This is a genomic window from Haladaptatus salinisoli (assembly GCF_020614375.1).
GTDB lineage: Archaea > Halobacteriota > Halobacteria > Halobacteriales > Haladaptataceae > Haladaptatus > Haladaptatus salinisoli.
This window is the reverse complement of the sequence record NZ_CP085330.1, coordinates 196,995-219,203: the sequence shown is the minus strand read 5'-3', so window position 1 is coordinate 219,203 and position 22,209 is coordinate 196,995. Positions and strand designations below refer to the sequence as shown.

At 51.9% G+C, this 22,209-nt stretch carries 29 protein-coding genes and 3 pseudogenes; 17 read left to right on the top strand and 15 right to left on the bottom strand.

Features of this window, described 5'->3' with window-relative positions; genetic code table 11:
• Positions 1-488: 488 nt before the first annotated feature.
• The 3 genes from LIX00_RS21635 (at position 489) to LIX00_RS21625 (ending at position 1,766) form a co-directional block, all read left to right on the top strand.
• A complete protein-coding gene (locus LIX00_RS21635) occupies positions 489-968 on the top strand; it encodes a DUF6653 family protein (protein WP_227357111.1) in 480 nt (159 codons plus the stop codon).
• A gap of 106 nt (positions 969-1,074) precedes the next feature.
• The gene (locus LIX00_RS21630; RefSeq protein ID WP_227357110.1) at positions 1,075-1,281 is read left to right on the top strand and encodes an alpha/beta fold hydrolase; all 207 of its coding nucleotides are present in this window, start codon (positions 1,075-1,077) and stop codon (positions 1,279-1,281) included.
• Positions 1,200-1,766, top strand: coding sequence for an alpha/beta fold hydrolase (locus tag LIX00_RS21625; RefSeq protein ID WP_368410784.1), 567 nt, complete (start codon positions 1,200-1,202; stop codon positions 1,764-1,766). Before LIX00_RS21630 ends, LIX00_RS21625 begins: the two co-directional genes overlap by 82 nt.
• A 107-nt stretch (positions 1,767-1,873) precedes the next feature.
• Here LIX00_RS21625 and LIX00_RS21620 read toward each other — a convergent pair whose 3' ends face one another.
• Positions 1,874-2,440 carry a dihydrofolate reductase family protein gene (locus LIX00_RS21620; protein ID WP_227357109.1) on the bottom strand — a complete coding sequence of 189 codons (567 nt, stop codon included), beginning with the start codon at positions 2,438-2,440 and terminating at the stop codon, positions 1,874-1,876.
• A gap of 154 nt (positions 2,441-2,594) precedes the next feature.
• Positions 2,595-3,212: a class I SAM-dependent methyltransferase gene (locus LIX00_RS21615; protein ID WP_227357108.1), complete on the bottom strand. Its 618-nt coding sequence runs from the start codon at positions 3,210-3,212 to the stop codon at positions 2,595-2,597.
• Between the two features lie 90 nt (positions 3,213-3,302).
• Between LIX00_RS21615 and LIX00_RS21610 the strand changes: the two are divergent.
• A pseudogene (locus tag LIX00_RS21610) lies at positions 3,303-3,509 on the top strand (transcription initiation factor IIB 2); the annotation flags it as partial.
• 76 nt (positions 3,510-3,585) lie between these two features.
• Here LIX00_RS21610 and LIX00_RS21605 read toward each other — a convergent pair.
• The 3 genes and pseudogenes from LIX00_RS21605 to LIX00_RS21595 all read right to left on the bottom strand — a co-directional run.
• A pseudogene (locus LIX00_RS21605) lies at positions 3,586-3,791 on the bottom strand (deaminase); the annotation flags it as partial.
• Between the two features lie 65 nt (positions 3,792-3,856).
• Positions 3,857-4,798: a ring-cleaving dioxygenase gene (locus LIX00_RS21600; protein WP_227357107.1), complete on the bottom strand. Its 942-nt coding sequence runs from the start codon at positions 4,796-4,798 to the stop codon at positions 3,857-3,859.
• 65 nt (positions 4,799-4,863) lie between these two features.
• Positions 4,864-5,250: a cupin domain-containing protein gene (locus LIX00_RS21595; RefSeq protein WP_227357106.1), complete on the bottom strand. Its 387-nt coding sequence runs from the start codon at positions 5,248-5,250 to the stop codon at positions 4,864-4,866.
• Positions 5,251-5,320: 70 nt separating this feature from the next.
• Here LIX00_RS21595 and LIX00_RS21590 point away from each other — a divergent pair, with 70 nt between their 5' ends.
• Positions 5,321-5,671, top strand: coding sequence for a DsrE family protein (locus LIX00_RS21590; RefSeq protein WP_227357105.1), 351 nt, complete (start codon positions 5,321-5,323; stop codon positions 5,669-5,671).
• A 394-nt stretch (positions 5,672-6,065) separates the two neighbouring features.
• Here LIX00_RS21590 and LIX00_RS21585 read toward each other — a convergent pair whose 3' ends face one another.
• Together LIX00_RS21585 and LIX00_RS21580 are read right to left on the bottom strand one after the other, a co-directional pair.
• Entirely contained in the window at positions 6,066-6,674 is a 609-nt protein-coding gene (locus tag LIX00_RS21585) for a trimeric intracellular cation channel family protein (protein WP_438267116.1), read from the bottom strand.
• Positions 6,675-8,021: 1,347 nt separating this feature from the next.
• Complete coding sequence (locus LIX00_RS21580) at positions 8,022-8,276, bottom strand: hypothetical protein (protein ID WP_227357103.1); 255 nt, start codon at positions 8,274-8,276, stop codon at positions 8,022-8,024.
• A 130-nt stretch (positions 8,277-8,406) separates the two neighbouring features.
• Between LIX00_RS21580 and LIX00_RS21575 the strand changes: the two genes are divergently transcribed.
• From LIX00_RS21575 to LIX00_RS21560, 4 genes are all read left to right on the top strand, one after another.
• Positions 8,407-8,973 carry a hypothetical protein gene (locus LIX00_RS21575; protein WP_227357102.1) on the top strand — a complete coding sequence of 189 codons (567 nt, stop codon included), beginning with the start codon at positions 8,407-8,409 and terminating at the stop codon, positions 8,971-8,973.
• A 123-nt stretch (positions 8,974-9,096) separates the two neighbouring features.
• A complete protein-coding gene (locus LIX00_RS21570; protein ID WP_227357101.1) occupies positions 9,097-9,435 on the top strand; it encodes a DUF4407 domain-containing protein in 339 nt (112 codons plus the stop codon).
• A gap of 150 nt (positions 9,436-9,585) precedes the next feature.
• Entirely contained in the window at positions 9,586-9,792 is a 207-nt protein-coding gene (locus tag LIX00_RS21565) for a hypothetical protein (RefSeq protein ID WP_227357100.1), read from the top strand.
• A gap of 226 nt (positions 9,793-10,018) precedes the next feature.
• Positions 10,019-10,468, top strand: a complete 450-nt coding sequence (locus tag LIX00_RS21560; protein ID WP_227357099.1) for a hypothetical protein — start codon at positions 10,019-10,021, stop codon at positions 10,466-10,468.
• Between the two features lie 218 nt (positions 10,469-10,686).
• Here the strand turns inward: LIX00_RS21560 and LIX00_RS21555 are convergent, their stop codons facing one another.
• Positions 10,687-11,154: a DUF7979 domain-containing protein gene (locus LIX00_RS21555; RefSeq protein ID WP_227357098.1), complete on the bottom strand. Its 468-nt coding sequence runs from the start codon at positions 11,152-11,154 to the stop codon at positions 10,687-10,689.
• A 48-nt stretch (positions 11,155-11,202) separates the two neighbouring features.
• The gene (locus tag LIX00_RS21550; RefSeq protein WP_227357097.1) at positions 11,203-11,856 is read right to left on the bottom strand and encodes a thermonuclease family protein; all 654 of its coding nucleotides are present in this window, start codon (positions 11,854-11,856) and stop codon (positions 11,203-11,205) included.
• Between the two features lie 1,482 nt (positions 11,857-13,338).
• On the opposite strand from LIX00_RS21550, the gene LIX00_RS21545 reads away from it, so the two are divergent.
• On the top strand, positions 13,339-13,833 hold the full coding sequence (locus LIX00_RS21545; protein ID WP_227357096.1) for a helix-turn-helix domain-containing protein: 495 nt from the start codon (positions 13,339-13,341) through the stop codon (positions 13,831-13,833).
• Positions 13,826-14,146 (top strand): DUF4326 domain-containing protein, encoded by a 321-nt coding sequence (locus LIX00_RS21540; protein ID WP_227357095.1) that lies wholly within the window; start codon positions 13,826-13,828, stop codon positions 14,144-14,146. Before LIX00_RS21545 ends, LIX00_RS21540 begins: the two co-directional genes overlap by 8 nt.
• A gap of 6 nt (positions 14,147-14,152) precedes the next feature.
• On the opposite strand, the gene LIX00_RS21535 is transcribed toward LIX00_RS21540, so the two are convergent.
• Positions 14,153-15,538 (bottom strand): hypothetical protein, encoded by a 1,386-nt coding sequence (locus LIX00_RS21535; RefSeq protein ID WP_227357094.1) that lies wholly within the window; start codon positions 15,536-15,538, stop codon positions 14,153-14,155.
• A gap of 120 nt (positions 15,539-15,658) precedes the next feature.
• Here LIX00_RS21535 and LIX00_RS21530 point away from each other — a divergent pair, with 120 nt between their 5' ends.
• Positions 15,659-16,408: a hypothetical protein gene (locus tag LIX00_RS21530; protein ID WP_227357093.1), complete on the top strand. Its 750-nt coding sequence runs from the start codon at positions 15,659-15,661 to the stop codon at positions 16,406-16,408.
• Positions 16,409-16,562: 154 nt separating this feature from the next.
• On the opposite strand, the gene LIX00_RS21525 is transcribed toward LIX00_RS21530, so the two are convergent.
• Complete coding sequence (locus LIX00_RS21525; RefSeq protein ID WP_227357092.1) at positions 16,563-16,799, bottom strand: hypothetical protein; 237 nt, start codon at positions 16,797-16,799, stop codon at positions 16,563-16,565.
• 134 nt (positions 16,800-16,933) lie between these two features.
• Positions 16,934-17,644, bottom strand: a complete 711-nt coding sequence (locus LIX00_RS21520) for a phosphoglycerol geranylgeranyltransferase (RefSeq protein ID WP_227357091.1) — start codon at positions 17,642-17,644, stop codon at positions 16,934-16,936.
• Positions 17,645-17,780: 136 nt separating this feature from the next.
• Here LIX00_RS21520 and LIX00_RS21515 point away from each other — a divergent pair, with 136 nt between their 5' ends.
• On the top strand, positions 17,781-18,008 hold the full coding sequence (locus LIX00_RS21515) for a hypothetical protein (RefSeq protein ID WP_227357090.1): 228 nt from the start codon (positions 17,781-17,783) through the stop codon (positions 18,006-18,008).
• Here the strand turns inward: LIX00_RS21515 and LIX00_RS21510 are convergent.
• The gene (locus LIX00_RS21510) at positions 18,000-18,656 is read right to left on the bottom strand and encodes a helix-turn-helix transcriptional regulator (RefSeq protein ID WP_227357089.1); all 657 of its coding nucleotides are present in this window, start codon (positions 18,654-18,656) and stop codon (positions 18,000-18,002) included. The genes LIX00_RS21515 and LIX00_RS21510 overlap by 9 nt on opposite strands.
• Before the next feature lie 544 nt (positions 18,657-19,200).
• Between LIX00_RS21510 and LIX00_RS21505 the strand changes: the two genes are divergently transcribed.
• Positions 19,201-19,485, top strand: coding sequence for a HalOD1 output domain-containing protein (locus LIX00_RS21505; RefSeq protein WP_227357088.1), 285 nt, complete (start codon positions 19,201-19,203; stop codon positions 19,483-19,485).
• A 71-nt stretch (positions 19,486-19,556) separates the two neighbouring features.
• Here LIX00_RS21505 and LIX00_RS21500 read toward each other — a convergent pair whose 3' ends face one another.
• Positions 19,557-19,895: a DUF7344 domain-containing protein gene (locus LIX00_RS21500; RefSeq protein WP_227357087.1), complete on the bottom strand. Its 339-nt coding sequence runs from the start codon at positions 19,893-19,895 to the stop codon at positions 19,557-19,559.
• A 174-nt stretch (positions 19,896-20,069) separates the two neighbouring features.
• Here LIX00_RS21500 and LIX00_RS21495 point away from each other — a divergent pair, with 174 nt between their 5' ends.
• The gene (locus LIX00_RS21495) at positions 20,070-20,333 is read left to right on the top strand and encodes a HalOD1 output domain-containing protein (RefSeq protein ID WP_227357086.1); all 264 of its coding nucleotides are present in this window, start codon (positions 20,070-20,072) and stop codon (positions 20,331-20,333) included.
• Positions 20,334-20,364: 31 nt separating this feature from the next.
• Here the strand turns inward: LIX00_RS21495 and LIX00_RS26180 are convergent, their stop codons facing one another.
• Positions 20,365-20,544: a hypothetical protein gene (locus LIX00_RS26180; RefSeq protein ID WP_368410782.1), complete on the bottom strand. Its 180-nt coding sequence runs from the start codon at positions 20,542-20,544 to the stop codon at positions 20,365-20,367.
• A gap of 146 nt (positions 20,545-20,690) precedes the next feature.
• Here LIX00_RS26180 and LIX00_RS26175 point away from each other — a divergent pair.
• Together LIX00_RS26175 and LIX00_RS21480 are read left to right on the top strand one after the other, a co-directional pair.
• A pseudogene (locus LIX00_RS26175) lies at positions 20,691-20,903 on the top strand (transcriptional regulator FilR1 domain-containing protein); the annotation flags it as partial.
• 193 nt (positions 20,904-21,096) lie between these two features.
• A complete protein-coding gene (locus LIX00_RS21480; RefSeq protein ID WP_227357083.1) occupies positions 21,097-21,375 on the top strand; it encodes a HalOD1 output domain-containing protein in 279 nt (92 codons plus the stop codon).
• The last annotated feature ends 834 nt before the right edge of the window (positions 21,376-22,209 follow it).

The following is a 22,209-nucleotide window of genomic DNA, read 5'->3' as shown; positions in this document are numbered from 1 at the left end:
TTAATTAATTTACGGTGAGCCAGTCCTGGCATTCACAAGATGACTGAATCCGAATCATCGTCATAATCTCTCGTATTTACATATAAACAGATATATCGAACGCTTTTCGTTACTCGGAGGCGCGTATTTCCCGCGTTTGACTCCGGGTGCGCAGCGAACGGGTACTTTCCCAACCTGCCGGTCGAAACGATCGACTGGGAAATCTCACATCGAGCGCAATGACAGACAGGAGTTACAAAGTACGACCCTGCAACAGAGGAGATCACGATCGCGCTCACATGGGCGCCTACGAACAACACGGTTGAGAGCAATTCAGTTCGACGGTGCGCCACGAACTGATTCACGTATGGTAGTACCTCACGAGAACGGCGTATGGTCGATGCAGCTGCGAGAATAGGTCGGCGGGGATCCACTGTGACTGCCCCCTCACGATTAGGCGAAGAAAGCTTATGATTATATGGAACGCCTCACAAAGATAGGCAGTGCACATGAAGGTGGTGAATCGAGTGACCGATGCGTTCCGAAATTTGACGGACAAGGAGACCATCTGGGCCAGACACTCCAATCCGAAGAGCGGCTGGAGTCGGATGGCAGCGGGGTTCGTGATCGTGGGCGCGCTCTACCACCGGAAATGGAAGGTGTTAGGACTCGCCGTGCTGTTCATGATCCTCAATCCGGTGCTGTTCCGCGAACCTACCGAAGAATCAGATGACTGGATGTACAAAGTAGTCAGGGCCGAAGAACGCTGGACGAATGACGGGAATCCTCTCATCGGTCTCGGCTACCCACAGATTCTCAACACGGTGAGCATCCCTGTCGGACTCTATGGGCTCTATGCTGCATACAAACAAAAACCAATCTCGACAACAGTGTGCACGCTCGCGTCACAAGGACTCAATCAATGGTGTATGAAGGAAATTATCGAGTACTACGAAGAAGTCGATTCACTCGCGAATCAGACTCTATAATCAGTAGAGAATCTTTCCCCCAGGAGTGACTGATGGACTACACGAGAGTTCACGCGTTCATTAACCAAATTAAACGTTTCCGACGCAAACTTATGTTCAATCAAGTATGAACACGGAAGAGGGGATGAGTGAGCGACCCGATGAATCGCGGACTGAACGTGGCCAGCTCCGCCGATCAGGTTCTGAAATCCACTACTGGATCACGGGCCCGGAAGACGGGCCACTGGTTGCCTGCACTCACGGTGCATCGATGGATCACCGCATGTTCGACCCGCAAGTCCACCGCTCGTCGCTGCAGGGTATCGCGTTCTGACTGGGGACGTCCGTGGACACGGAGCCTCCAAGCCCATTGGAGAGGAGTTCAGCGTGGTATCGGTGGCTGAAGATTTACGAGCGCTAATCGATCACCTTGACCATGAGACGGTAAAACTAATGGGGGCACTCGTTCGGGGGGCATGTCTCCCAAGAACTTATATTTCAGTACCCGGAGCGGTGGACGCGCTGGTCGTGATCGGCGCAACAGACATCACGACGCTCCCTTCTCGCTTGGAACGCGTTGGCCTCAAACTTTCGCCGTACGTGTTCAAAGTCTGGCCGGACGGCCATCTCCGAAAACTCGTCGCCGAGAACACGGCGGTAACCTCAGAAGTACAACAGTACGCCGGAGAAGCATCTCATCAACTATCCAAAAAAGAGTTCGTCACCGTCTGGAAGGCAATCGCACTCTTTGAAGCGATGCTCTACTCGCTAGTAGTATCGTCGCTGTTCTCCTTTACTTTGCCCGTTATGAAACAGTAGAATAGGTCGTCTAATCGTTAGTCATACACACGAACTCGGGTTTCATCCTGCGTCTCCTCCCTATCAATTCCAAGATGTTCATCTCGCTTCCTTTCGACGAGTACTCCTCAGGCGCTGTTTCGAAATACGAAATACGTGGCGTCCGAGTGGCCGGCCCAGTCCGTCTCGATCACTTGCTCCTGTTTAACCTCGGGGAGGTCATCACCGAGATTCTCGAATAGCCTGAGGCCCTTCCCAAGAAATATCGGAACAAGGGCGATATGGAGTTCATCGAACAGCCCGGTCCGGAGGCATTGCTGGGTGACGTCCGCCCCGCCGACCACCGTGACATCCTTTTCACCTGCCGCAGATTTCGCCTTCTCAATCGCCCGCTCGAGTCCATCAGTAACGAACTCGACCGTCAATCCCCCTTCCGACTGACCTTTTGGCTCCTCGTCGGGTGGGTGGTGCGTCAGGACGAAGATCGGCACCTGATACTCATATCCGGTCAGATCACCCTCGGCCATCTCGTAGGCACCCCGTCCCATCACGACCGCGCCAGTCGAATCGATTGACTCCTGAAGGATCTCGTTGTCATCGAACGCGGTGAGGTCGGGATACAGCGGGCTCGCATCACCGTCCCGGTCAGCGACGAACCCGTCCAGAGACATGGTCATCCCGGTAATTACGGTCATCTCGGATCACTTAGTGTACGACGCGAAACCACATGGAATTGCCGACAGGAATCGGTTGCCCGGCGATCGTGCGCTGAAAGTAGGAACACGACTACGAGCGCATATACTCTTTTCAGGCGTGGAGGGTGATGAAGCGGAAATGTCTTTGTAGCCGTCAGGGCACCCGAAACACGCGAACCGTATCACGGTTACTCGGTTCGCACACAAGTTGGGCAAGGCCGAGGTCAGAAAAAACACGCTCCCAATCACGGTAGTAAATCGGAAACTCGTCATGAACGTAGCTCATTTCAGCACCTTCCCGGCCACGCTGTGGGCTGTTCCCCTCGTTTTCAGCGGTGATAAGCAAATCGCTCGTGACGCGAGCTAATTCGTCGAACACCCTCGCGTTCTCAGGGTGAATATGCTGTAACGTTTCCACTGAGTAGATAACATCGAATGCATTCTCAGAGAACTCTGAGAGGACATTTTCAATCGCTCCAGTGTAAAATGTCCCTGTTGCGGCAAGTTTCGGATACTGGTCGGCCATCACGTCGAACGACTCATCGTTAATGTCGATCCCAGTAAGGTTCTTGAAGCCATTGTCACGGAGATGAGCGAGATGACGACCAGAGCTACAACCAACTTCAAGAATCGCGGCATCCTCACGCACATAGTACTCAAACACCGTAGCGAGGGTCTCACTTACCTCGTTTGACCCAATCTGGGCGTAGTACGCAGGCGAAAACTCTCCTGAGCGTTCGGCCCAACCGCGGAGATTCTCATCCGGATCCATAGAGAGTGTTTCGTTGCCAGAGGATTAAGATAGTGTGGACTCCGATTTCGTCCGGTTCCCTGGGGACGGACACAAGTGACACCACTAAGGAGACAGGAACGTGAGCTTCTGAAAACGGCGAAGGCACAGGGTGTCCATAGTGGTAAGAGTCCATCCAGACTCGCGGGGGCTGCCCTCTACGCTGCAACCCATCTGACGAACGAAGCCCTCACACAAGAGACGGTGAGCAACGCTGCTCACGTCAGTAAAGTCGCGATTAGAAACCGTTACCAAGAACTCCTCGAAATACAAGAGTGACAGCCGAAGTGACGAACTTGAAACGAAGTATTCTACACGCGCTCTCTTGCGACGATCCCTTGCACACCATAGAAATTGCCGATCGAACTGATGGTTCGTTGCCGTGGAATTTGCCACCTCGTCGTTGCCGACGCTGTAGACAACTCGTCCGAAGTCAGCTGTAACCATTCCATCGGCACACATCGGACACGGCGCTGTACTCGCATACATGACCACCTCGGTTCACGTTTTGTGATCCAGTTCCCAACACGCTCGGTACGCGAGGTGGAGTTCAGGATGCCGGGCTCTGTTGGAATTCTATTGGTTCGACATTTTTCTGCTGGAACAGCTGTTAGGTACGTATTCGATTAGAGTTCAGGAAGCCGTGCCTTGATTGCTTCGCGCTCCGGCTCAAACCATGGTGGTAATTTGAGAGTGCTTCCAAGTTCTTCAACGGGTTCATCTTTCGTAAAGCCAGGGGGATCGGTGGCGATTTCGAAGAGTACACCGGCCGGAATCCGGTAGTAAATCGAATGGAAGTATTGACGGTCGATTACTGGCGTCACATTGAGTCCACGCTCAATGAGGTCTTCACGCCACTCTAATTGCTCGTCGTCATCGGCCGTCCGATACGCGATATGATGAACCATTCCAGTACCGACGCGCCCTGGCTGAAGATTCGGTACACAGTGCAGGTCGATTACTGTTCCGAGGTCTGCACCCGTTGATTGGTAGCGAAAGCGCTGTCCATTTTCGTCACCAACGTACTCGTATCCCATCGTGTTCTCAAGCAAATCAGCGGTTTGTTCGTACCCTTCCAACGCGAGTGTGACGCCATAGAATCCTCGGATGGCATGGTCTGCTGGGACGGGACTCTCGTGCCACGGCTCACTGGTGGTGGCACCTCGGTGGCCAACCAGTTCTAAACGGAGACCGTCTGGGTCAGTGAATCCGAGTACTTGTTCATCGAATCGCCTTGTCGGTTCCGAGTAATCAACATCGTTGGTATCGAGCCGGTTAATCCAGTAGTCAAGCGAATCGGGGGGAACGAGGAATGCGGTTGTGTCTGCGGTTCCGAATCCTCGCTGCCCTGGCATGGCATTTGGCCACGGGAAAAACGTCAGTACCGTTCCGGGATGGCCGACTTCGTCACCGTAGTAAAGGTGATACGTATATTTATCGTCGAAGTTGACGGTTCGCTTCACGAATCGCAATCCGAGAACCTCGGTATAAAATTGGAAGTTTTGCTGTGGATCCGTCGCGATCGCTGTTACGTGATGAATTCCTGGAATGTTCTTTGCTTGGCTCATGGTCCTTTGTGTCAATTATTCGTCTCGGGTGAGTGTTCCCGAGTGACTCTCATGTATATTGAGGGCTATATCTCGCCAGGCTGGCTCTCCGATTCTGGTGGGGCAGTAACGCACACAACGAATGCTGGATCATCACCGATGACTTCCCAACTATGCGGGACATCTGCCGGCGTTACAATCGTATCCCCTGGCGTTGTTTCACGCGTTTCTCCATCGACTCCCCATCGCATCGTTCCTGATCTGATGAAGATGATATGTTCTTCGCCGTGAGTGTGAGCTTCCCGTTGCGTTCCTGCATCGTGGCGGACGACGTGGACGTCACAGCCATCGAAGGTCAGACGTTCACCGGAACTCTCCGGCGTGACAAACGACGTAAACTCTCCTGATGATGTCTCTGTCATTTCATTTCCCCTTCTCAAGTAAACAGCGCCAACTATGTTAGCCCTTCTCATGAGATTCAATCGAGATTAGCAAAAGAAAAAGCACAAAAACCTATTGAAGACCACGATGTGCCAATAGAAGATGAAAACAGTATTCCACGTTTCCAGTGTCCAGCCTGCTGATCAGCGAGAGGCGATGGTGAATGCGCTGAATCTCATCGCCGATCAGAGTGTGTCGTCACCAGACGACGATGTGGCAATCGTCGCAAATGCGGCTGGTGTGCGCATGTTTGTAAGCGAAACGGCAGCGGATCGCGAGATGATCAAAGATCTCCTCAACCAAGACGTTTCGCTTCGTGCATGTCGTAACGCGCTCCGCGGAATGGGGGCATCGGACGACGATTTACTTTCTGGCGTTGAAGGAGTGCCAACTGGCTCAGGTGAACTTGCGCGACTGCAGGACGAAGGATACGGATATGTAAAAGCACCGTAAACAATACATCTTATATAAAATTCTGCCATGGATTTCGAACACCCACCGTGGTCCGAAGCATGCTGTGATCAGAATCCAGTTCTCGAAGGCAGACTACAAACTTCAAAGGATGGGGCTTGGGGAGCTCGAAAAATCAGAATCCGCCCTTAGAAATCTTATCGATAAAGGAATGGAGCCAGGGTAGTAATGGTTGGTCGAGCTTAGTACCGCTCGCGGTGGGAGGGGGACGCCCTCTGTCCCGTATTCGAGTCACTCGACGCCTGGAGGGATGACTGGCTGTGAGAACGGTGCAACCGACGGTAGCTAGTCGATGCTGACCGAAACACTCGGACGGGTTGAGCGACGAAAGATTCATCCGCCATCTGTCTCCCCCTCGCTTGACTGTTGAGCCCCTCTAGTTCCGTGTTAACCCTAGTACTTGTGCTGTCGGGAGCGTCCATCCGTAGATGAGTGCAGTTATTCGTGTTCCAACGACCATCGTTGCACACACCGCTGCAGCGGTTTCGTCTGAGCCGCCGGCAGTGGCGACGACCCAGTATGTGCTGCCACCCAGTACCGCACAACTGGCGTAGAAATCGTCGAGGAGGATAAACGGTGAGCGATCTAGCAGGATATCCGCGACGGCACCACCTCCGACCGCGTTGACCGTCGCAATCACAACCACGCCGAAGGCCGAGATGTCGGCCTGCGTTGCAACGATGGCGCCTGTCGTAGAAAACGCGGCGAGCCCGATCGCATCCGAGAGCAGTGTCAGTGGATGAGTGTCGGCTGACTCGAGTGCAGCGCTCACCCCTATCGCCAGCCCAACTCCGAGCAAGCCGAGACCGATCTCGACGGGGGATTTGAGTGCGAGCGGAATCCGATTGACGAGGATGTCACGGGTCATCCCGCCAGCGAATGCCGTGGCGAGGCCGACCACGGTAACCCCGAACATATCAAACTCCTCGCGTATTGCCTTTGTTGCGCCAACCAGCGCGAACGCGATGAGCCCAACCGTGTTCATCACGGCGAATGGATCAATGGACAGTGTTTCGACGATCTCCTGCGTCACTTCTTCAAGCTAGGACAACGAGTCTGATGAGCGCTTCGTCTCTGACCTCTATCCCACCTTCGCTAACGCGTCACACTCCTCAAGGCCCTCGAAGACCCCTATCCAGAGAAGAGATAGACCACGTCGATGGTGAGTGGCTTACGCAATTCCTTGCCGCCTCTGACGACTACCACCCCTGCCGCTTCGGCCCTCCCCATTCTCTCATCCATTTGTTTCCGAACGGCACTGGGGCTGGCACCAGCTATTAGAGTATACTACCTTTGACGTCTCCACTTTCGCTCTGGCTGGCGACTGTTTACAGCGATTCGGAGCAAACCGTCCGTGTCTGCTCTGTGAGACGGCCCTGTTCGATACACTCCACAGTGAGCTTGCGATCGTCCTGGAGGAGGCGCGGGACGACGAGATCGACGCTGATCGACTTGCAACGCGATTCTCACCTCCAATCGGCTACTGAATTCGATCACGAGAACGCCGAGAAAGCTGATAGTTTGGATGAGAATGGGCGTCGGCAGCGAGGTCGATTTCTTGAACACCTTGATTTAAGGCGGGTTACTGCTTGTGAGCAGTATAAGCGGAAGTAGAACACCTCCGTGACCCCAAATTGATTTATGTGCAATCCGTGGTGTACCGTGCACAGGAATTTATCACACTATCGGCACAATTATAGGGATAACGGTTACCGAACAGAGGAAAGTCTTGGGAGAGATCGTAGGCCTTGTGTCTATTCTAATAATGGCACTGGTAGGACTCCTCGGTGGATCTCCACTCCCAGATATTTTCGGCTTTGATCCGATTTTCTGGTTCGCTGCTATTTCGATTTTAGTTCTCGGAGTACACAAGGCCGGCTTGTTGGGTAAATAGACGCTCTCTATTGCTCCTTGGGCTGTAAAACTCCACACTCCTCAGATGAAGGTGAGCGAGGACGGATCAATGATAGATTTTTAACGCTTGCCAACAAAGAAATAATCGGTAACAAATGACCAACGCTCTCAATGAATATCTTAAGGAAAGACCTGCACTCGGTGGTCTTACCGTCCTTGGCATGCTCCTCATTGGAATGTTGATCTGGGCAAAAATATACTATCCTCATCGTTCCGTCGGAACTATCCTCTTTGATCCTGGTCTTTGGTTTGTCTTTGTTCTCATCGCCCCTATCCTTTTTCTCAGTTATTATCTCAGTTCTAAATATTTTAACTGATAATTATCGCGTTGCATTTAATAATTAATCCAAAGATACTACAAATTGTAGCTACAGATAGTACAAAAGACGTATGAAGCCGGTTTTCTGCTTTCTAACTGCTAATCGCCACGATGAATAGCAGATGACGAAGAGGCATCAATCCCCTTCGTAATCGTGTAGAGTAATCCAGTAAGAAGAGCAGTATATTGGATGACGGTAGTGAGGGTACTCCGCAGCCCATAGAGGAGTTCAATACCGAATGCTGCGATGAATTCGTCGAGAAAATGGGCAAGTAGAAAGCCGATTAAGAGGATTGTTCCGATGCGGAGGCTTTCGGTGAGTAGCCACCGACTATTGACGCCGAGTCTATTCATGGAACTAACTGATTCTCTACTGCGATAAATCTACGCTCTGTAGTTAGCAACGAGTTGTTCCATCTGTCTCAAAATCACCCGAGTTTCTATTAAGAGCAAAGTTCATATTCTCCAATATCTATACTCTGTCATGGATATTCCCGGTAAATCGCGACGATCATTTCTTAGCAGCGTTTCTTTGCTAGGAATGACGGCGCTTAGTGGATGTGCAGGTCTCTCACTTGGTAGCTCATCACAAAAACCAGTGCAAATAGAAACTTCACAAGCATCGTTTAATGAACAACCTCTCAAAGCTGCACCTGCATCTACTGACGGCGCAACAATTCATGCAGCACTCTTCACAACAAAAAGCGATATCGACCAACAACTCGATTTGAGCGCCTTACCAGTTACCATCCGCCATACGTGTCGTACCATCGATTTTTCTACGCACTTCATTGCGGCTCTCGTGGCAGACACTCAGCTTGTAGCTCCGACAACAAGCATGAGTTGGTGTCCTACATCCCAAGTTGATGACGATGAGTTTCTTTTCAAACTGCCACTCAAGCAGTGGCCAGCACAGAAGGCATTTGGCACCCCAACAGTACTGGTTGGAAGATTTGAGAAGTGGGAATTAAGAGATAGTAGTGCGCCTTCGCAAGCAATTGTTGAGTTAGAATTCGTTCCGCCAGATGAGGAGCGAGTGTGTGGTGATTAAAACGGACGATATGATCCACCGACGGAAGACTTCTCTTGAGGTGTTCTCCCTTGGCGACGCGACCCCTGATTGCTACCCGTGACTGTGCATAAATTAATGATTAGAGATGTCGTTCACTATATTATGAGCGAAACAGTTGTCTCGACATCTGAACACCCACCCACTGAAAAGTGGTGGATGCTCATCGGTGTGCTTGTAGCGATCTTTCCGATTTTAGCTTTCCTTGCAGTTGCTTTCCCAACCGATGTCTACTCGTCGTTGATCGCGGCTCCATTCGCCCTCCTAGGGGGTGTTATAATGCTCTTGTCCCCGCTCATTGTGTACTTCGATAAACAATATGTCACCACCGTTTCTGACTGGGACCCGTCTGGCTGGTATTATTGGATGATCGTCCCGCCGCTCGCACTCGTGCTCCCCTACCTGTATCTCTATGAACGCCACAAATACGTGGGAACTCCGTAATCCCGTTCCCCTCTCTCCAATTTAATGGAGTTCGTTTACTCAAGAGCTCCCCATGGTACCTTGTTATCAATCTGTGTGATTCCTGTGGTACGAATGCATGTGTAGCTCATGATACAAAGCTTATATTCTCTTATGGAGTATTTTTACTCTTTGACTACTGTGATCAGCGCTGACGATTGGCCACTCTTCATCCTGTTCCTCATCCTTGCAACGCTTCTGTTCGCCCTTGGTCCTGGTCTCTCAGTCATCGCCATCGCCCTCGTCTCGATCCTCATCTACGTCTTCCGCCAACAACTCCACGCTGGCTATGAGGACGTGATAGGATCAGATACTCCGTCGTCTGACAAGCCTGAATGATAGACGCTCTCTATTTAACATGAGGCCAATCTATGCCGAAGTAATCAATCTATTTGGGAGGTAGTGGAGTAACCTGCCGTCAATTCTCTCTTTTTCACCTCAATTCGAGGGAAACGGAGGTTTTTGAGTTAGTATAATCTACTAACCAACAATAGCGCTTTTTGAGATCCTTCAAACACCTAAGTGGCAGAGAAAGCTTATTATCTTGAATTTTCATCATGTATTCATGGCAGGAACTAGTCTGTACACATCCCTCTTTGGTCGGAACTACCGTGTATCGATTAGTTCCTTGATTGTTGGACTAGCTATCGCAATTTTGTTTACGGTGCTTACTTACACGCCTGCTGGCCAGTGGCTTTCGAGTACACATTATTCCCAGCTACTCGTCATCGTCACGTTTGGTGCTGCGACAGTGAACGCTTATCTTAACAGTGGGTTCTTTCTAAGCTGGTTCCTTGCTGCATCAGGGTTACTTCCATTCGCGTTTTCGTTCGCACTCACAGATGCTCCGCTCGGTCGAGAGCCAACGATAATCAGTGCGATTAACACTCTTCTTCTTTCTGTCGGGCTATACACCGTTGTCGTCGGAACAGCAGCCTTCATCCTTGGAGTCGGTGTACGGCATGTGCATGACCGTCTCGTGAAGCCGAAGGAACCACTCCAATCAGTAGAATAGTATCTTCACTAATTACTGAGAGTATCAAAGTCACAACGTGGACGCTACTATTGGCTTTAGTAGGTAGTGGCAGGATCTCGGCTAGCACCCATTCAAACTACAGACGGAAGTACGCAAATTCGATACGACTGCCAGACTCTCTTAGTTCTGCTTAGTGCAACAACCGGCAGTGACACCGAAATCGGTCATCTAAGAGGATAATGTCAGAGCTATTGGAGTTAGAACATAGTAGCTGGCATGGAAATCGACCGCCGATCAAGTAAGCGCCTCAAGAAGAAGAGTGTGCCCCCAGCCACAGCCAGTGCGATCCCGAATCCAGCCATAAGTGGTGTGAGCGTGGTTGGATCATACACCGTTTCAAGAGTGTAGACGTCTCCCTGATACTGAACAGCGTTGTTGGCGAACGTCTCCAAGGTTGCTCCCTCGACGGGGGCTGCTGCTTGTCCTGATTTCACTCGGTCGAAGACGGTTTTCTCTGCCGATGTGAGATCAGCATAGGAAACCGTCGACTCTGTGGTCGATGCGCTCACGTGGTCAATTTGAACCATGTAATCGCCGTCGATTTCACCGGAGACAGCAACGCCAGTGATCCCGAGTCCGAGGACAAACAGGCCGATAGCGCTCACGTAGACCGCAGGACGTAACCATGACTGGGGGTGTATAGTGGTTGAAATATTGTTCCCCATGGAATAAATACTTTTATTCTAATAATATGTGCTGACCTAGCTAGACCGTTATCGTCGTGTTCTTCCACAGGCCGTAGCCGCCTTGCTTAGCCTCTTGTTGTGTCCGCTCAAACTCCGCTCGTTTGCTGACTGACTGTCTGGTACACGAGCGTAGCCGATACGAACCAAATCACTGTTGAACATGAAATTCCCAATGTAGACGTACGCTTGCATTTGGCCGTCGCCTGTTGCACCCACCTGTGGATCAGAGACGACTGTCACCACTTGATGATCCAATTGTGACTTCGTATAGTGAACTGCCTTCTTGTGGATCTGGCCGCTGTTAGGAACGCTCACACCGATCAAATCAACGGTCCGGTTCTTCCCATCGTGTTTGATCTTGAGCGTTGTCGGATCGATGACCTTGATAACACGAGCTTGGAAGCGTTTGCTACCCTCTGGGGTATCAATGTTTGCCGTCGTTGGCTGCCGCAGAGACGTCGTCTGCGTCCGTGTCTGCGTCTGGGTTTCCGTGATTGTCGTGGTCGCTGTAGTAGATTCCGCCGGTGCTGTGGTCGTGCTGACGGTCGTAGTCGTCTGGGTCTCCTTGTTCGTGGTGGTCGGCGGTGGAGTCTCGCTACTGCTACCGAATCCGAGACCACCAAGACAGCCTGCACACACGATGAGCAGTATCAGGCTGAACGCGGGGAGCGACCGATGCATACCGGTGGTCGTCACTCTGTTTAGTTCAACGTTGCGGGTACCGAATGATGCGCGAGGGCGAGCGAATGGACGCACGCCGAACCGAACGCTCCGCACCGACCAGCCTCAGCTGACCTCCCAGCAGCGCCGAATGACCGCCACTGGCGATCGGTGGACAGTCGGCCGGCACAGACGGGTACCCACCCAGATGAAACACACCGGTTTTCATCAGTCTGTTCGACCCGCAGACAGTCAGTCGCAGTGCTTCTGACAGTCCCGTCTGGTGACACACCGGAGTTCCGATGTACGTAGAGCTCGCTCGACAGTCCCACCGTCACTGGAGATGACTCACTCCTGCTGGTACTAAGAGGACAGTCCAATCGGCTCTAGCACTCTCACTTGTGGAGTACTGCTCAGTCTTCGACAGTCCAGAGTGCTGCTCTGTACCGTCTCAGGGGCGGTTTCCCCTGACTTCCTGTGGACAGTCTGGCAGTGCTGCTCACTGCCGCCCCCTCGTGCGTTCTGTGGAAGACGGTCGCTCTCCTGTTGGCACTCCAATATGGCGCTATGTGGCACCCCACCTCTGCTGTCACACGGGCATTCCGTGAGTGCGTGCTGCTGGCACCCCAGTCAGTGCACTAAGATTGGTTGACTGCGTGTCGCTCGTCGGCACCCCACTCCAGTGCGGAGACTGGCACCCCATACAGGCGCTCAGTGGTTTCCTCTTCTGTCCCAGCAGGGCAGACTGTCCCCTGTACTCTCGTCTGTTGCTATTCCAAGGATGTCGCGGCCATACTCGCTTGTGCTGGCCGTCATTCCACTTCCGCTGTCGCGGTCGCTGTGCTGTTGCTGTTGCGGCCTTCCCGCTGTGCGGTTTCTTGCTGTCCGACACATTTCCCGGTGCTCCTCATGGCGGCTTGCCGCCAGTGCTGTATCGCTGTTGCTGTTGGCACCACGCTGTTCTCAGCGGATCCGCTGGTCGCACTCTTGGACTGTCCCCCTTTCGTTGTTCGTTTTCTCACGGTTGTCCGGCACGGCCTGACTGTCCCATCTCTCGGTGTTCTTCGTTCCCGGTTGTTCTGCATGGTGGACTGTCCTCTTCTTCGTGTCCTGGTCGACCTCGAGGATTCGCTCATGGCAGACTGTCCGGGTGCTGTTGCTCCCGGATGTTTGCTCTGTCGCCTGACCGCAGCTGCCTCTGCTGGTAGCCCATTGGGGTGCCCTTTTCGCGTATACTGTTCATCATCTGCTTCTGTGGGGTGTTCATTTTCTCGACAGTTTGGGGTGCCATTTTCTCTTCGTATGAGGGGGGTGCCGCCCTGTCGGTCGCCCCCTGGATTTCCAGTGTTCCGTCTATGTTTGTTGGTTGGTAGTTCGTTTGGTTCCCTGTCTGTTCTCTATTGCTTACCGATGATTGTCTGTGTAGTCTTTTTCCTTCGGGAAGTGTGAATATAGCTATCCCTTGCGATATTATTATGGCCTTCCGGGGAAAATATGGCTACTATGAGCACCTCTCCAGAACCTGAAACAAGTGACGATGATGCACCGACGTTTGAGGAGATGGCTGAGAATTTAGGCGACCGTCGCCGTGCCCTGCTCAGGGTACTTCAACAATCTGATGGTTCAACGCTTAATACCTCTCGACTTCGGGAGCGTGCTGGCGTTCCAACGGGGAGCATCGGACACCATCTGGAGCTCCTGGAGCGGTGGGGGTTGATCGAGGAAAGCGGACGGGAGTATGCTGGCCGTGGCTCTCGGGCGAGAGTGTGGGCGTTTACCGACGACGGAGAGACGTTCGTGGAGGAGTATCTCAATAGCGAGCACGGCCCAGCAGCTTCAGTAGACGACTTAGCACGTCGTGTCGATGAATTGGAGCAGCAGAACCAGCATCTGAAAGAGGAACTCCGGGCGCTCACTGCTGCCCTGGAAGATGAGGGTATCCCGGTCGCTGACACGATCGAGGCATTGATTCGAAGCCGGAGAGAGAACGATGAATAACACCACACAAACCACCCTTACAGGGAGTCCCAAGACAACTCTCGTCAACGTCCGAAACCACGGTCGCAACGGCGTGACGATGATTGACCGCTCCACGAAGTACGGAAACCCGTTCCGTATGGAGAAGGATGGGGGACAACACACGCGGGAGGGGTGTGTCGACGCCTATCGGGAGTGGTGGTATGCTAACGAGCAGGCAGAACTACGAGAACAGGCAAAAGAGGAGTTACTCGGCGAGGTGTTGGGGTGCTGGTGCACGCCAAAAGCGTGCCACGGCGATGTGATCCTTGAATATCTTCGGCAGAACAAGTGAACTGAATCAGGTGTCAAGTGAGTTCAGTCGGTCGAACACATCTGATGCACCGCCTCCGTCCTCGGTGTCGGGATCGGGCTCTTCAGTGGGGCTCACTGGTTCTACATCGGCGGCCATATCCAGCGGGACATGATCGCCATTAGGACGATAGAGGAACAAGTCTGCTGGCGTTTTCGCCTCCTCTTTGACGACGATGATATCCAGCATGTCCGTGTCGTATTCGGGGATGATCGGAGCTTTCACTGACCGATCACCACCCTTCGGGTAGGCGGTCGCGTCCTCAAAGATGGCGTCGGCACTCTCAAAGCGGGCGTGCTCCGTTCCGTCGTCGTCGCGAAGAACGTACTCGCCCGTCGCTTCCTCGTACACCCAGACGTTATCTTTGCTTCCGGGGCGGGTCATTGGGTCGCCGTCGATCGTCACGTCACCGGTAAGCGTGTAGAAGCGCTGTTCACCATCAACGGGATGGTCTTTGTGACAGCCCTTCGGCTCCTTGAGAAGCGTCGTATGGACACGTCTGGCCGTCTGTTCCCGCGAGACGAGTAGACATCGCTTTCCTTCGTTGACTGCCTGCATGACGTTTCGAACAGTCTGTGAGGGTTGGCTATCACCGGTCGTGTGTTCACTTTCGATGAAGACTTCACGAGCACCAGCCAACCGATTCATTACGGGATGCTGCTTTCGGTAGCGCATAACAGCGTCGGCGATATCTTCGTTATCCGCATCGTCTGGGATAGCTAATGCGTCATCAACGCTGGCAAGCGCGTCTGGCATATCGCCGGTATCCTGTGCGAGGATGTCAACGGTGAAGCCGAGTTGTGTCAGTGGCACGTAGGCGTCGGCCATCGGTGCCCAGTGGTCCACGCCACCGTCGTTCTCCGTATTTCCGATGTTCATGAAGCTTCGAGAGCGAACTTTGACCTGGTTTTGCCCGTTTTCTTCGCGATGTTCGAGGTAAGCTTCGGGAATATCCTTGAGAACATGTCGCCATGCTCGTTCGGCGGTCTCAACCCCGCCCCTCGCGGGAAGATAGTCGGTGAGTCGATCAAGACATGCTTCAATCGGGATGAACTCACCAGGCCGTCCTTGCCGAATGCTCTCGTCGTAGATGGCTTTCAGTGCCGCATCACGTGCCCGCTCATCGTTGGCCGTATCGAGTGTTTTGGCGCTGGCTTTCTCCGGCGTGACGGCTTCGTTCATCCCACCAAACTTGAGTTGGCGCATCATCTCGTCGTCAGTGAGTGGTGGGGCAGCGAACCGCTCCAGACTCTTGGTGATGATCTCTTCGGCACCGTCTTCGTCGCGAATATTCGGATACGGCGCGAACGTCTTGAGCTTGAGCGCACCAGAGAACCGAGTGCCACCATCCAACGGAATCCGTGACCAGATCACTTTGCTGACCCATTGGAGGGATATTTGCCTCTGAAGTCGATGCTAAGACGGGCGGATAAAGCAGAGAAAACAAACCAGAGGTGGACGAAAGCGTGGGATTCGGGGGATGAAGTTGATTTGGTGCAAGACCTGCTGGATAGGAACCCAGTTGAGGTAGTTCAGGAGCAGAACAATTGTGCGTTCATTAGCTGTTGGACTGGCCTTGATCATGAAGCAATAGAGCAATGGGTAGACTATACACCCGGTGGAGAGGGTGTCGTCATCAAATCGACTGTCGGGGGGTTAGTCAAAGCAATTGAAGATCTCAGTGAGGATCAACTGGCAATCAAACGTGTCGTCTACCGTGACTTCGAAAATGGGCATAAACCATCTTTACACGAATATGCACGTGCTCCGTTCAGTTACAAGGATAGTGAATATGCAACTGAACAGGAGATTCGCGCGGTTGTCTTCGAAAAGCCATTCGACAGATCCGAATATAAAACGCTGAAACATAACGACATCGTCGAAAATTTCGATGATTATCAGCAGTATAGACGTGGGGCTCAGCCAACAACTGGTGGAGATAGCGACAACTATCGGGAGGAACCGATTATCGTCTCTGTCGATTTAGACATGCTTATCAAGGAGATACGGCTGTCCCCGTATGCCAGCCCTTGGGAGGTACAAACAGTAGAAGCACTACTCAACGACAAGCTGAATATCAACAAACCTGTAAATGAGTCCGAATTAGAGGTGGCCGATACTCCGTCGAAATCTGCAGTAGATCTGGATCCAGAAAGGTTGTACGCCGAGCTTCTTGATAAGGGATTTATGAGTCTTGAGGATCTTGCAAAGGGGACCTACGATGTTCCTGACGATGGCTGGTGATCACACCGTATTAGTTGGCCGTGAAACCGCCATTCTGTGTGAAGGACGCACCTCTTGGCAGACTGTGAGAGTTTCAACAGAGCCACTACTGGGTATGGTCGAAGAGAGGCAGAGAGGTAGAAGAGTACAAAACGGAGTCAGATCGAACGACGCGCTAGCGAGTCGTACCGGGAATGAGAGTCCAGACTTGCTCCGTCGCGATGTACTCGCCATCCTGTTCCTCGATGTATTCTTCGGCAAGGGCCTCGGCTATCGCGTCGTCGAGATCGCCGTCAAAGCGGCTATGCTGACTTGCGATCACACCAATATGGGGGCGGTCAATTGTCGCACGGTTGTGCCCGCCCGTATTATGCTCGATAATTCGGGCGATGAGTGCAGCATTCTCGCTCATACCGAGTGGTTGTGCGCGAACGGGTTAAATCGGTGGGCGATAGTAGTTAGCAGTACATACTAACCAAAGAGCAACTGGTTGCAGACTCAGACTCTCGATCTCCTCAATCCCCGCTGTGATCGTAGAGGGCATGATTATGACTTGTGCTGCGCATTCATTACTCCGCGAACGGTTTCCTCGACCGTCTCGATACCAGCCTCATGGAGCACGTCGCCGACAATGACTGTATCAGCGACACTCGCCATCTTATAGGCCGAATCGTAGTCGTGAATCCCGCCACCATAGAAGAGCTGCGCTGATGAGAGTGCATCGCGTGTGGCAGCGACAATAGCTGGATCGCCAAAGATGCCGGAATACTCGAGGTAAACGATTTCCTGGCCGAGGATCTGTTCGGCGAGTTCCGCATAAGCAACGACGTCATCTCTGTCGAGATCACAGTCTGCCTGCGTGTACGTCGCCACTGACGACGCTGGATTCAGAACAATATAGGCTTCTGGATGCACGTAATCCCACTCGAGATCGGAGGAGCGAGCCCATTCGTGATGAGCACCGATGAGCCACGGTGGGTGACCGGCATTCAGGACGATCGGAACCAGGTAGCCAGCGAGTCCCTCACGATGGAATTGAGTTGGGCGATAGGTCGGCTCGACGAAGATCGGGATCTCAGCCGGAGTAAGTGCAGCGAGAATCGACTGAATGCTAGACTCGGTGACGTTCGTGGTGCCACCGAGAATGAGTGCATCTGTTCCCGTGGTAGCGATTGCTGCGTAAGTATCTCCCTCGTGCAGTGCTTTATCTGGGTCAACTTTCGTGACGTGCTCCCACTGTGCCCACGCAGCCGCCATAGCTTACCGTAGTCCCATCACGTGCAAACCGCTTTCTCTCTGGTTGTATCGAAGTGCAAGCCTCCGTGCTTTGAGGACGACACTTTCACTCTGGGGATGGCTCATCTCTAATATCGTTCTGCTCCGTCCTTTGTCCATGAATCGCACGCTCGTTCCATTCGGACGCGAAGAGGTGTTTACCGAACTCACCGAGCACATCGTCGAGCTGCGTGAAACCTCGCATGACGAGGCAGAGGTGATGGCGAGCAACGTCCTGCGCCGAGTAGACAGCTCAATTCATCTGGTCGGGTTAGCCGATAATGGCAAGCGGGCACTCTACAATTCGCTTCGTGACTTGCCGTTCGGTCGAGACGGCTCAGTGTAAGTCATCGACGCGTTCTGCATCGCTCCAGATCTGTTCGAATACCTTTCTTCCCCAGTTACGTGCTCGCTCTGAATCGGCCACGAACTTAGAATGCGTGTCGTACGAGCCATCGAAGAATGGAAGCGAGAGTAAGAGATTCTCATCAGTCACTGCCAACTCAAACGAGACATCGGCGACACGAATGTCGAGATCCTCACCAAAATCAGAGATTGGGAGTTCGTCGTTACGCAGCGAGGAAAGCACGTTCGCTGGCATCACTAGTCGACAGCTCTCGCAGTTATCGAGTAATGCGGTTATGTGCCGGTCGTCATACACTGGTTCCACAACGCATGCAGAAGTTGTCGCCTTTAGACGGTCTTCGACCTCATACTCTGCTCGTGAGGGCCGGGTGTCAGTTGCTCGAACGACCCACCCAGAAACCAGTTCGGTTAGATCAAACTGAAACGAGCGTGGGAGGACAGTGATATCGTGAGACTGCCAGAATTCTGAATCGGTCTGAATGAGTTCTTCCATTTTCTGTTGGCGACGAAGGAAATTGACGATAATCGAACCGATTCCAGTTAGTCGGTACTCATTCGCCTCCGAAGTGGAAATCAATCCTCGATTCTCGAGTTCCGAAAGAGCATTGTACACTGCTGAATCACTCATAAGTCCTTGCTCCAACAGCATTTGAACAGAGCACTGTCCATTTGCGATGGCTATGAGGACGTCTGTTCGTGCTGTCGATCGAAGCACGTACGTGATGAGTGACTCTGTTCTTTCCATCGTGGATAGTCTAGAGACTTTTCCAATCCTATTTAATCTTTCCAGAAATGGTGGAAATTCAACACCAATATATTACAAATTATTCTAACGTCTTCGATCCGTTCGGAGGTTGCCATCCGCCGAACATTATCTCACTGGACTTGTTTGGGAAAAATATATGGCGAAGTTCACAAACGGTGTTTTTCTGAGCGTGGTTGTGTTCTACTGGTGTTTCGACATCGTATACAACCAAGTCCGACGTATCGTCGGTGAGTAGTCCGCCAGAGGTGACGATCGGTCACTAATTTTGGACACCAGCCGCTCGTCGTTTCCCACTGACTGTTAAAGGTCGATTTCTTTGGAGTAACCCATTTAATAATCGATAGCCGATCAGAGAAAGGTAAACGGCCAGAGGGGTTATGCAGACTGCCTACGAGGGTAGTATGCAATGGATACTCAAGAGAAAGACGAGGTTGACCGCTACCATCCAAACGAAGACCAAACATTGAGCACCGCAGTTCTTGAGGCAATTGAGAAAGAGAAGGGAGAGGACTTAACCAAGGCCGAGTTTCGGCTTTACGATGATATTGATCCAGACGCCCTTAATAATCTCTTTCAAAAAAATGCTAATGCCAATACCACTGTCGAGTTTTCTACCGATGATGTAACAGTCAGGCTTTGGGGTGATGGAGGGGTGGAAATTCAAATTATGCCTCGAGATACTAACAATTGAGAATGCAATAGTGTCACTATACTTCGACCGCAACTCAGCGATCTCAGTAAGAGAAAACTTCCGAGAACCTATTAGGGATCACGTTCAGGTCGCTCGATAACCTTGGCGACAGAGATAATAGCTTTAAACTCTGGAGGAGACCCAGTAATTTCCACCACCTCCTCCTTGGGGTCATAGGTGATATACTCTGCTTCCGATGCTTTCGGCAGATGGTTATGACGGAGTTCGACTTCGATCTGGTCGAATTTTTCCTCAGGGATAGGTACTGTTCTGGGATTTGTTTTCCACTCAGCGATTTGCTCGGCCACCTCATCTACAGAGACGGGGCCATTTTCTTGCTCAAGAAAGTAAAGAGCGTACCGCCGTCGTTCTTCGCTGAAGAGGTCAAACACTCTATCTAACGCTGCCATCACTCCCCTTAGCCACCTCAGAGCGATAACGGTTCTGCCGTAGGTACCATCAAACGTGACAAAAACAACCAATTAGAGATAAGGACAGAACATTGCCATAATGCAATCCTTATTCACTGATGAATATTTACCAACAGTTTTTCGCTTTCCTCTCCAATCGTAGCGCGAGAGTGGATGTTTGACCGTCCAAGAAAACAAATGAAGGATACGCAACCTAAAGCGAGTACCATCATCGTTGAGGCACTGGAGGAGTACGATGGCTTTAGCTTTAAGAGGCGAGATTCAACGCTCTACGATTTCGTCAACCCGGACGCGCTCAATAGTCTTTTCGCTCATACTCATGATGAAGATGTATCCGTCCAATTTGATATTCACGACGTGACCGTGACGGTCTGGAGGTCCAACGGTGAAATCTCTGCACGCGTCAACGATCAGTAGAGTGCTCATAGGGTCGGTACGCGGCAATGTGTTACTCATCGCGCTCGGCGAGCTTCTGTTCTAGGAGGTCGTCGAACGCTTGTGTATCGTCGGGGTCGTATTGATTCTGGCTCTCAAGTGCGATACGGCCTTTCTCAGTGAGTTCGTATAGCCCGCTATTCTTCTTTGGCCCGATTTTCTTAATGAGACCGTAATCCGTTAAAATCGGCATACACGAATTGATATAAGTCCGGGTACGGTCGAGACGGATTGAGATGTTGGCGGCGATATTTCTCCCCTCCGTTAAAATGTCGAGAATCCAGAAATCCGTCTTATTGAGTCTCACTCAAGGAGACGGCTTCTGCACAGCTCGACGCCACCGAACTGATTCGAGTGACCGATGTGTCAGTTGCAGTCACCGTTACGGAGGATTGTCTTCTGCTGTCGCTTCCGACAGTGGACGGTACCTACGACTCACAAACGGAATTCATCGCTGAAACGGACGAAGCACGACACTGGGGTGACCACCTGCTCGATTACTACTGGGAATCCGCACAGCCGCCGGATCGTGACTCTTCACATCAGAATTGACCTCGCCAAAACCAGAGACGGGATGCAAGAGCACTTCACGAAGGGGCGTCTCCCGGAGTATATCACTAAATAGTGCGAATGATCTTGCCCTCACCTGAGAGTCGTGGTATCACGCATCAGTTTCACTTTAGCCGTTATTTTTAATAATTTTCCCAGAGGTGTACCACTCAGTGTTGGGACCCCGGAGAAAAGCATGAGACATTCAAATTCGGATGCTGTGCATGAGACACCGACCGGGCGAACCCCAACAAACGCGTGTGAGATCGCCCTCGAAGCACTGGCCGATTGCGACAGCATTGACTTAGACTCACCAGAGTTCCGATTCTACGACCACGTTGATCCCGATGCCCTCAATGACCTGTTCGCTCACCACCCGGACACAATTCATTCCGTCGAGCTCGAGATAAAAGGGGTTACGCTCGAAATATGGGAGGATGACGGGTTTTACGCCCGTGTCCGCGAGGATGAGTAACCACATTACTAATTGAGAGGGTGGTCTGTTCCCTCACCGGCGTACGCGTTCAGTGCTCGCGAACACCGGCTACTGCGTAGCCCGTTCGGCATCACCCTCGGTATCCGTCGATGCCGATTCTCAGTTACAGCGGTACCCCTGTCACGTCCTCAATGTACACTTCCAACCCAGTCATGCGACGCTCAGGAAGCTTCTCAAGTTCTCTTCGTATTGTCCCATGTCACCATCTGTCTAGAAGTCCTCGTTATTACCCTCTCGGATCGAAAACTGTGTGGGGACGATCGTCGCTCTCTTCAAACCAGCACCAGTGAACCCACAGCCCGTAACTATAGTCGCCGTTCTGCTGTGCATGGCTATCCCTGACCGCCTCTGGCCGCCCAACAAAATTACATTAGTCTATTGTCAGCTGCGCCACTTCGCCGTTTCCAGAAAGAAGATCGTCATGATCAAGCCGGTAGTTTTGGTTAGTATTTTGTACTAATTCTTAAGATAGCTCAGAATTACGTTAATGAACCAAAGTCCTCCGATTCCCGTTAAGATGAAGACGGAAATTTAAAGCGCGAAGATAACCCCGCTCAAGTTGCTATCCGTGAACGCCTAGTGAGCCACTGCAACCCCGATGAGGAGAACCATACACGCTGTGAGAAAACTCCGGCCGCCCGTGAATGGGCCGGAGTCTTTTGCTGTCTTTTTGTCTGTTTTAGTATCTGTCGTTGTCATTTGACCTTACTTCTGTTCGAACAATTCACTACACCGGTAAATAGAAGTGCCCGTCAAAAATTCTCGAATAGCACCTGCGCATATGTTTGAGCGGTGGTACTGGGATTGTTGGTG

What these genes read in the sequence shown, in the direction of transcription:
- LIX00_RS21635 (WP_227357111.1), top strand. Translation starts at nt 489, where the DNA reads ATGAAGGTGGTGAATCGAGTGACCGATGCGTTCCGAAATTTGACGGAC.
- LIX00_RS21630 (WP_227357110.1), top strand. Translation starts at nt 1,075, where the DNA reads ATGAACACGGAAGAGGGGATGAGTGAGCGACCCGATGAATCGCGGACT.
- LIX00_RS21620 (WP_227357109.1), bottom strand. Translation starts at nt 2,440, where the DNA reads ATGACCGTAATTACCGGGATGACCATGTCTCTGGACGGGTTCGTCGCT.
- LIX00_RS21615 (WP_227357108.1), bottom strand. Translation starts at nt 3,212, where the DNA reads ATGGATCCGGATGAGAATCTCCGCGGTTGGGCCGAACGCTCAGGAGAG.
- LIX00_RS21600 (WP_227357107.1), bottom strand. Translation starts at nt 4,798, where the DNA reads ATGAGCCAAGCAAAGAACATTCCAGGAATTCATCACGTAACAGCGATC.
- LIX00_RS21595 (WP_227357106.1), bottom strand. Translation starts at nt 5,250, where the DNA reads ATGAGAAGGGCTAACATAGTTGGCGCTGTTTACTTGAGAAGGGGAAAT.
- LIX00_RS21590 (WP_227357105.1), top strand. Translation starts at nt 5,321, where the DNA reads ATGAAAACAGTATTCCACGTTTCCAGTGTCCAGCCTGCTGATCAGCGA.
- LIX00_RS21585 (WP_438267116.1), bottom strand. Translation starts at nt 6,674, where the DNA reads ATGAACACGGTTGGGCTCATCGCGTTCGCGCTGGTTGGCGCAACAAAG.
- LIX00_RS21580 (WP_227357103.1), bottom strand. Translation starts at nt 8,276, where the DNA reads ATGAATAGACTCGGCGTCAATAGTCGGTGGCTACTCACCGAAAGCCTC.
- LIX00_RS21575 (WP_227357102.1), top strand. Translation starts at nt 8,407, where the DNA reads ATGGATATTCCCGGTAAATCGCGACGATCATTTCTTAGCAGCGTTTCT.
- LIX00_RS21570 (WP_227357101.1), top strand. Translation starts at nt 9,097, where the DNA reads ATGAGCGAAACAGTTGTCTCGACATCTGAACACCCACCCACTGAAAAG.
- LIX00_RS21560 (WP_227357099.1), top strand. Translation starts at nt 10,019, where the DNA reads ATGGCAGGAACTAGTCTGTACACATCCCTCTTTGGTCGGAACTACCGT.
- LIX00_RS21555 (WP_227357098.1), bottom strand. Translation starts at nt 11,154, where the DNA reads ATGGGGAACAATATTTCAACCACTATACACCCCCAGTCATGGTTACGT.
- LIX00_RS21550 (WP_227357097.1), bottom strand. Translation starts at nt 11,856, where the DNA reads ATGCATCGGTCGCTCCCCGCGTTCAGCCTGATACTGCTCATCGTGTGT.
- LIX00_RS21545 (WP_227357096.1), top strand. Translation starts at nt 13,339, where the DNA reads ATGAGCACCTCTCCAGAACCTGAAACAAGTGACGATGATGCACCGACG.
- LIX00_RS21540 (WP_227357095.1), top strand. Translation starts at nt 13,826, where the DNA reads ATGAATAACACCACACAAACCACCCTTACAGGGAGTCCCAAGACAACT.
- LIX00_RS21525 (WP_227357092.1), bottom strand. Translation starts at nt 16,799, where the DNA reads ATGAGCGAGAATGCTGCACTCATCGCCCGAATTATCGAGCATAATACG.
- LIX00_RS21520 (WP_227357091.1), bottom strand. Translation starts at nt 17,644, where the DNA reads ATGGCGGCTGCGTGGGCACAGTGGGAGCACGTCACGAAAGTTGACCCA.
- LIX00_RS21515 (WP_227357090.1), top strand. Translation starts at nt 17,781, where the DNA reads ATGAATCGCACGCTCGTTCCATTCGGACGCGAAGAGGTGTTTACCGAA.
- LIX00_RS21510 (WP_227357089.1), bottom strand. Translation starts at nt 18,656, where the DNA reads ATGAGTGATTCAGCAGTGTACAATGCTCTTTCGGAACTCGAGAATCGA.
- LIX00_RS21505 (WP_227357088.1), top strand. Translation starts at nt 19,201, where the DNA reads ATGGATACTCAAGAGAAAGACGAGGTTGACCGCTACCATCCAAACGAA.
- LIX00_RS21500 (WP_227357087.1), bottom strand. Translation starts at nt 19,895, where the DNA reads ATGGCAGCGTTAGATAGAGTGTTTGACCTCTTCAGCGAAGAACGACGG.
- LIX00_RS21495 (WP_227357086.1), top strand. Translation starts at nt 20,070, where the DNA reads ATGTTTGACCGTCCAAGAAAACAAATGAAGGATACGCAACCTAAAGCG.
- LIX00_RS26180 (WP_368410782.1), bottom strand. Translation starts at nt 20,544, where the DNA reads ATGCCGATTTTAACGGATTACGGTCTCATTAAGAAAATCGGGCCAAAG.
- LIX00_RS21480 (WP_227357083.1), top strand. Translation starts at nt 21,097, where the DNA reads ATGAGACATTCAAATTCGGATGCTGTGCATGAGACACCGACCGGGCGA.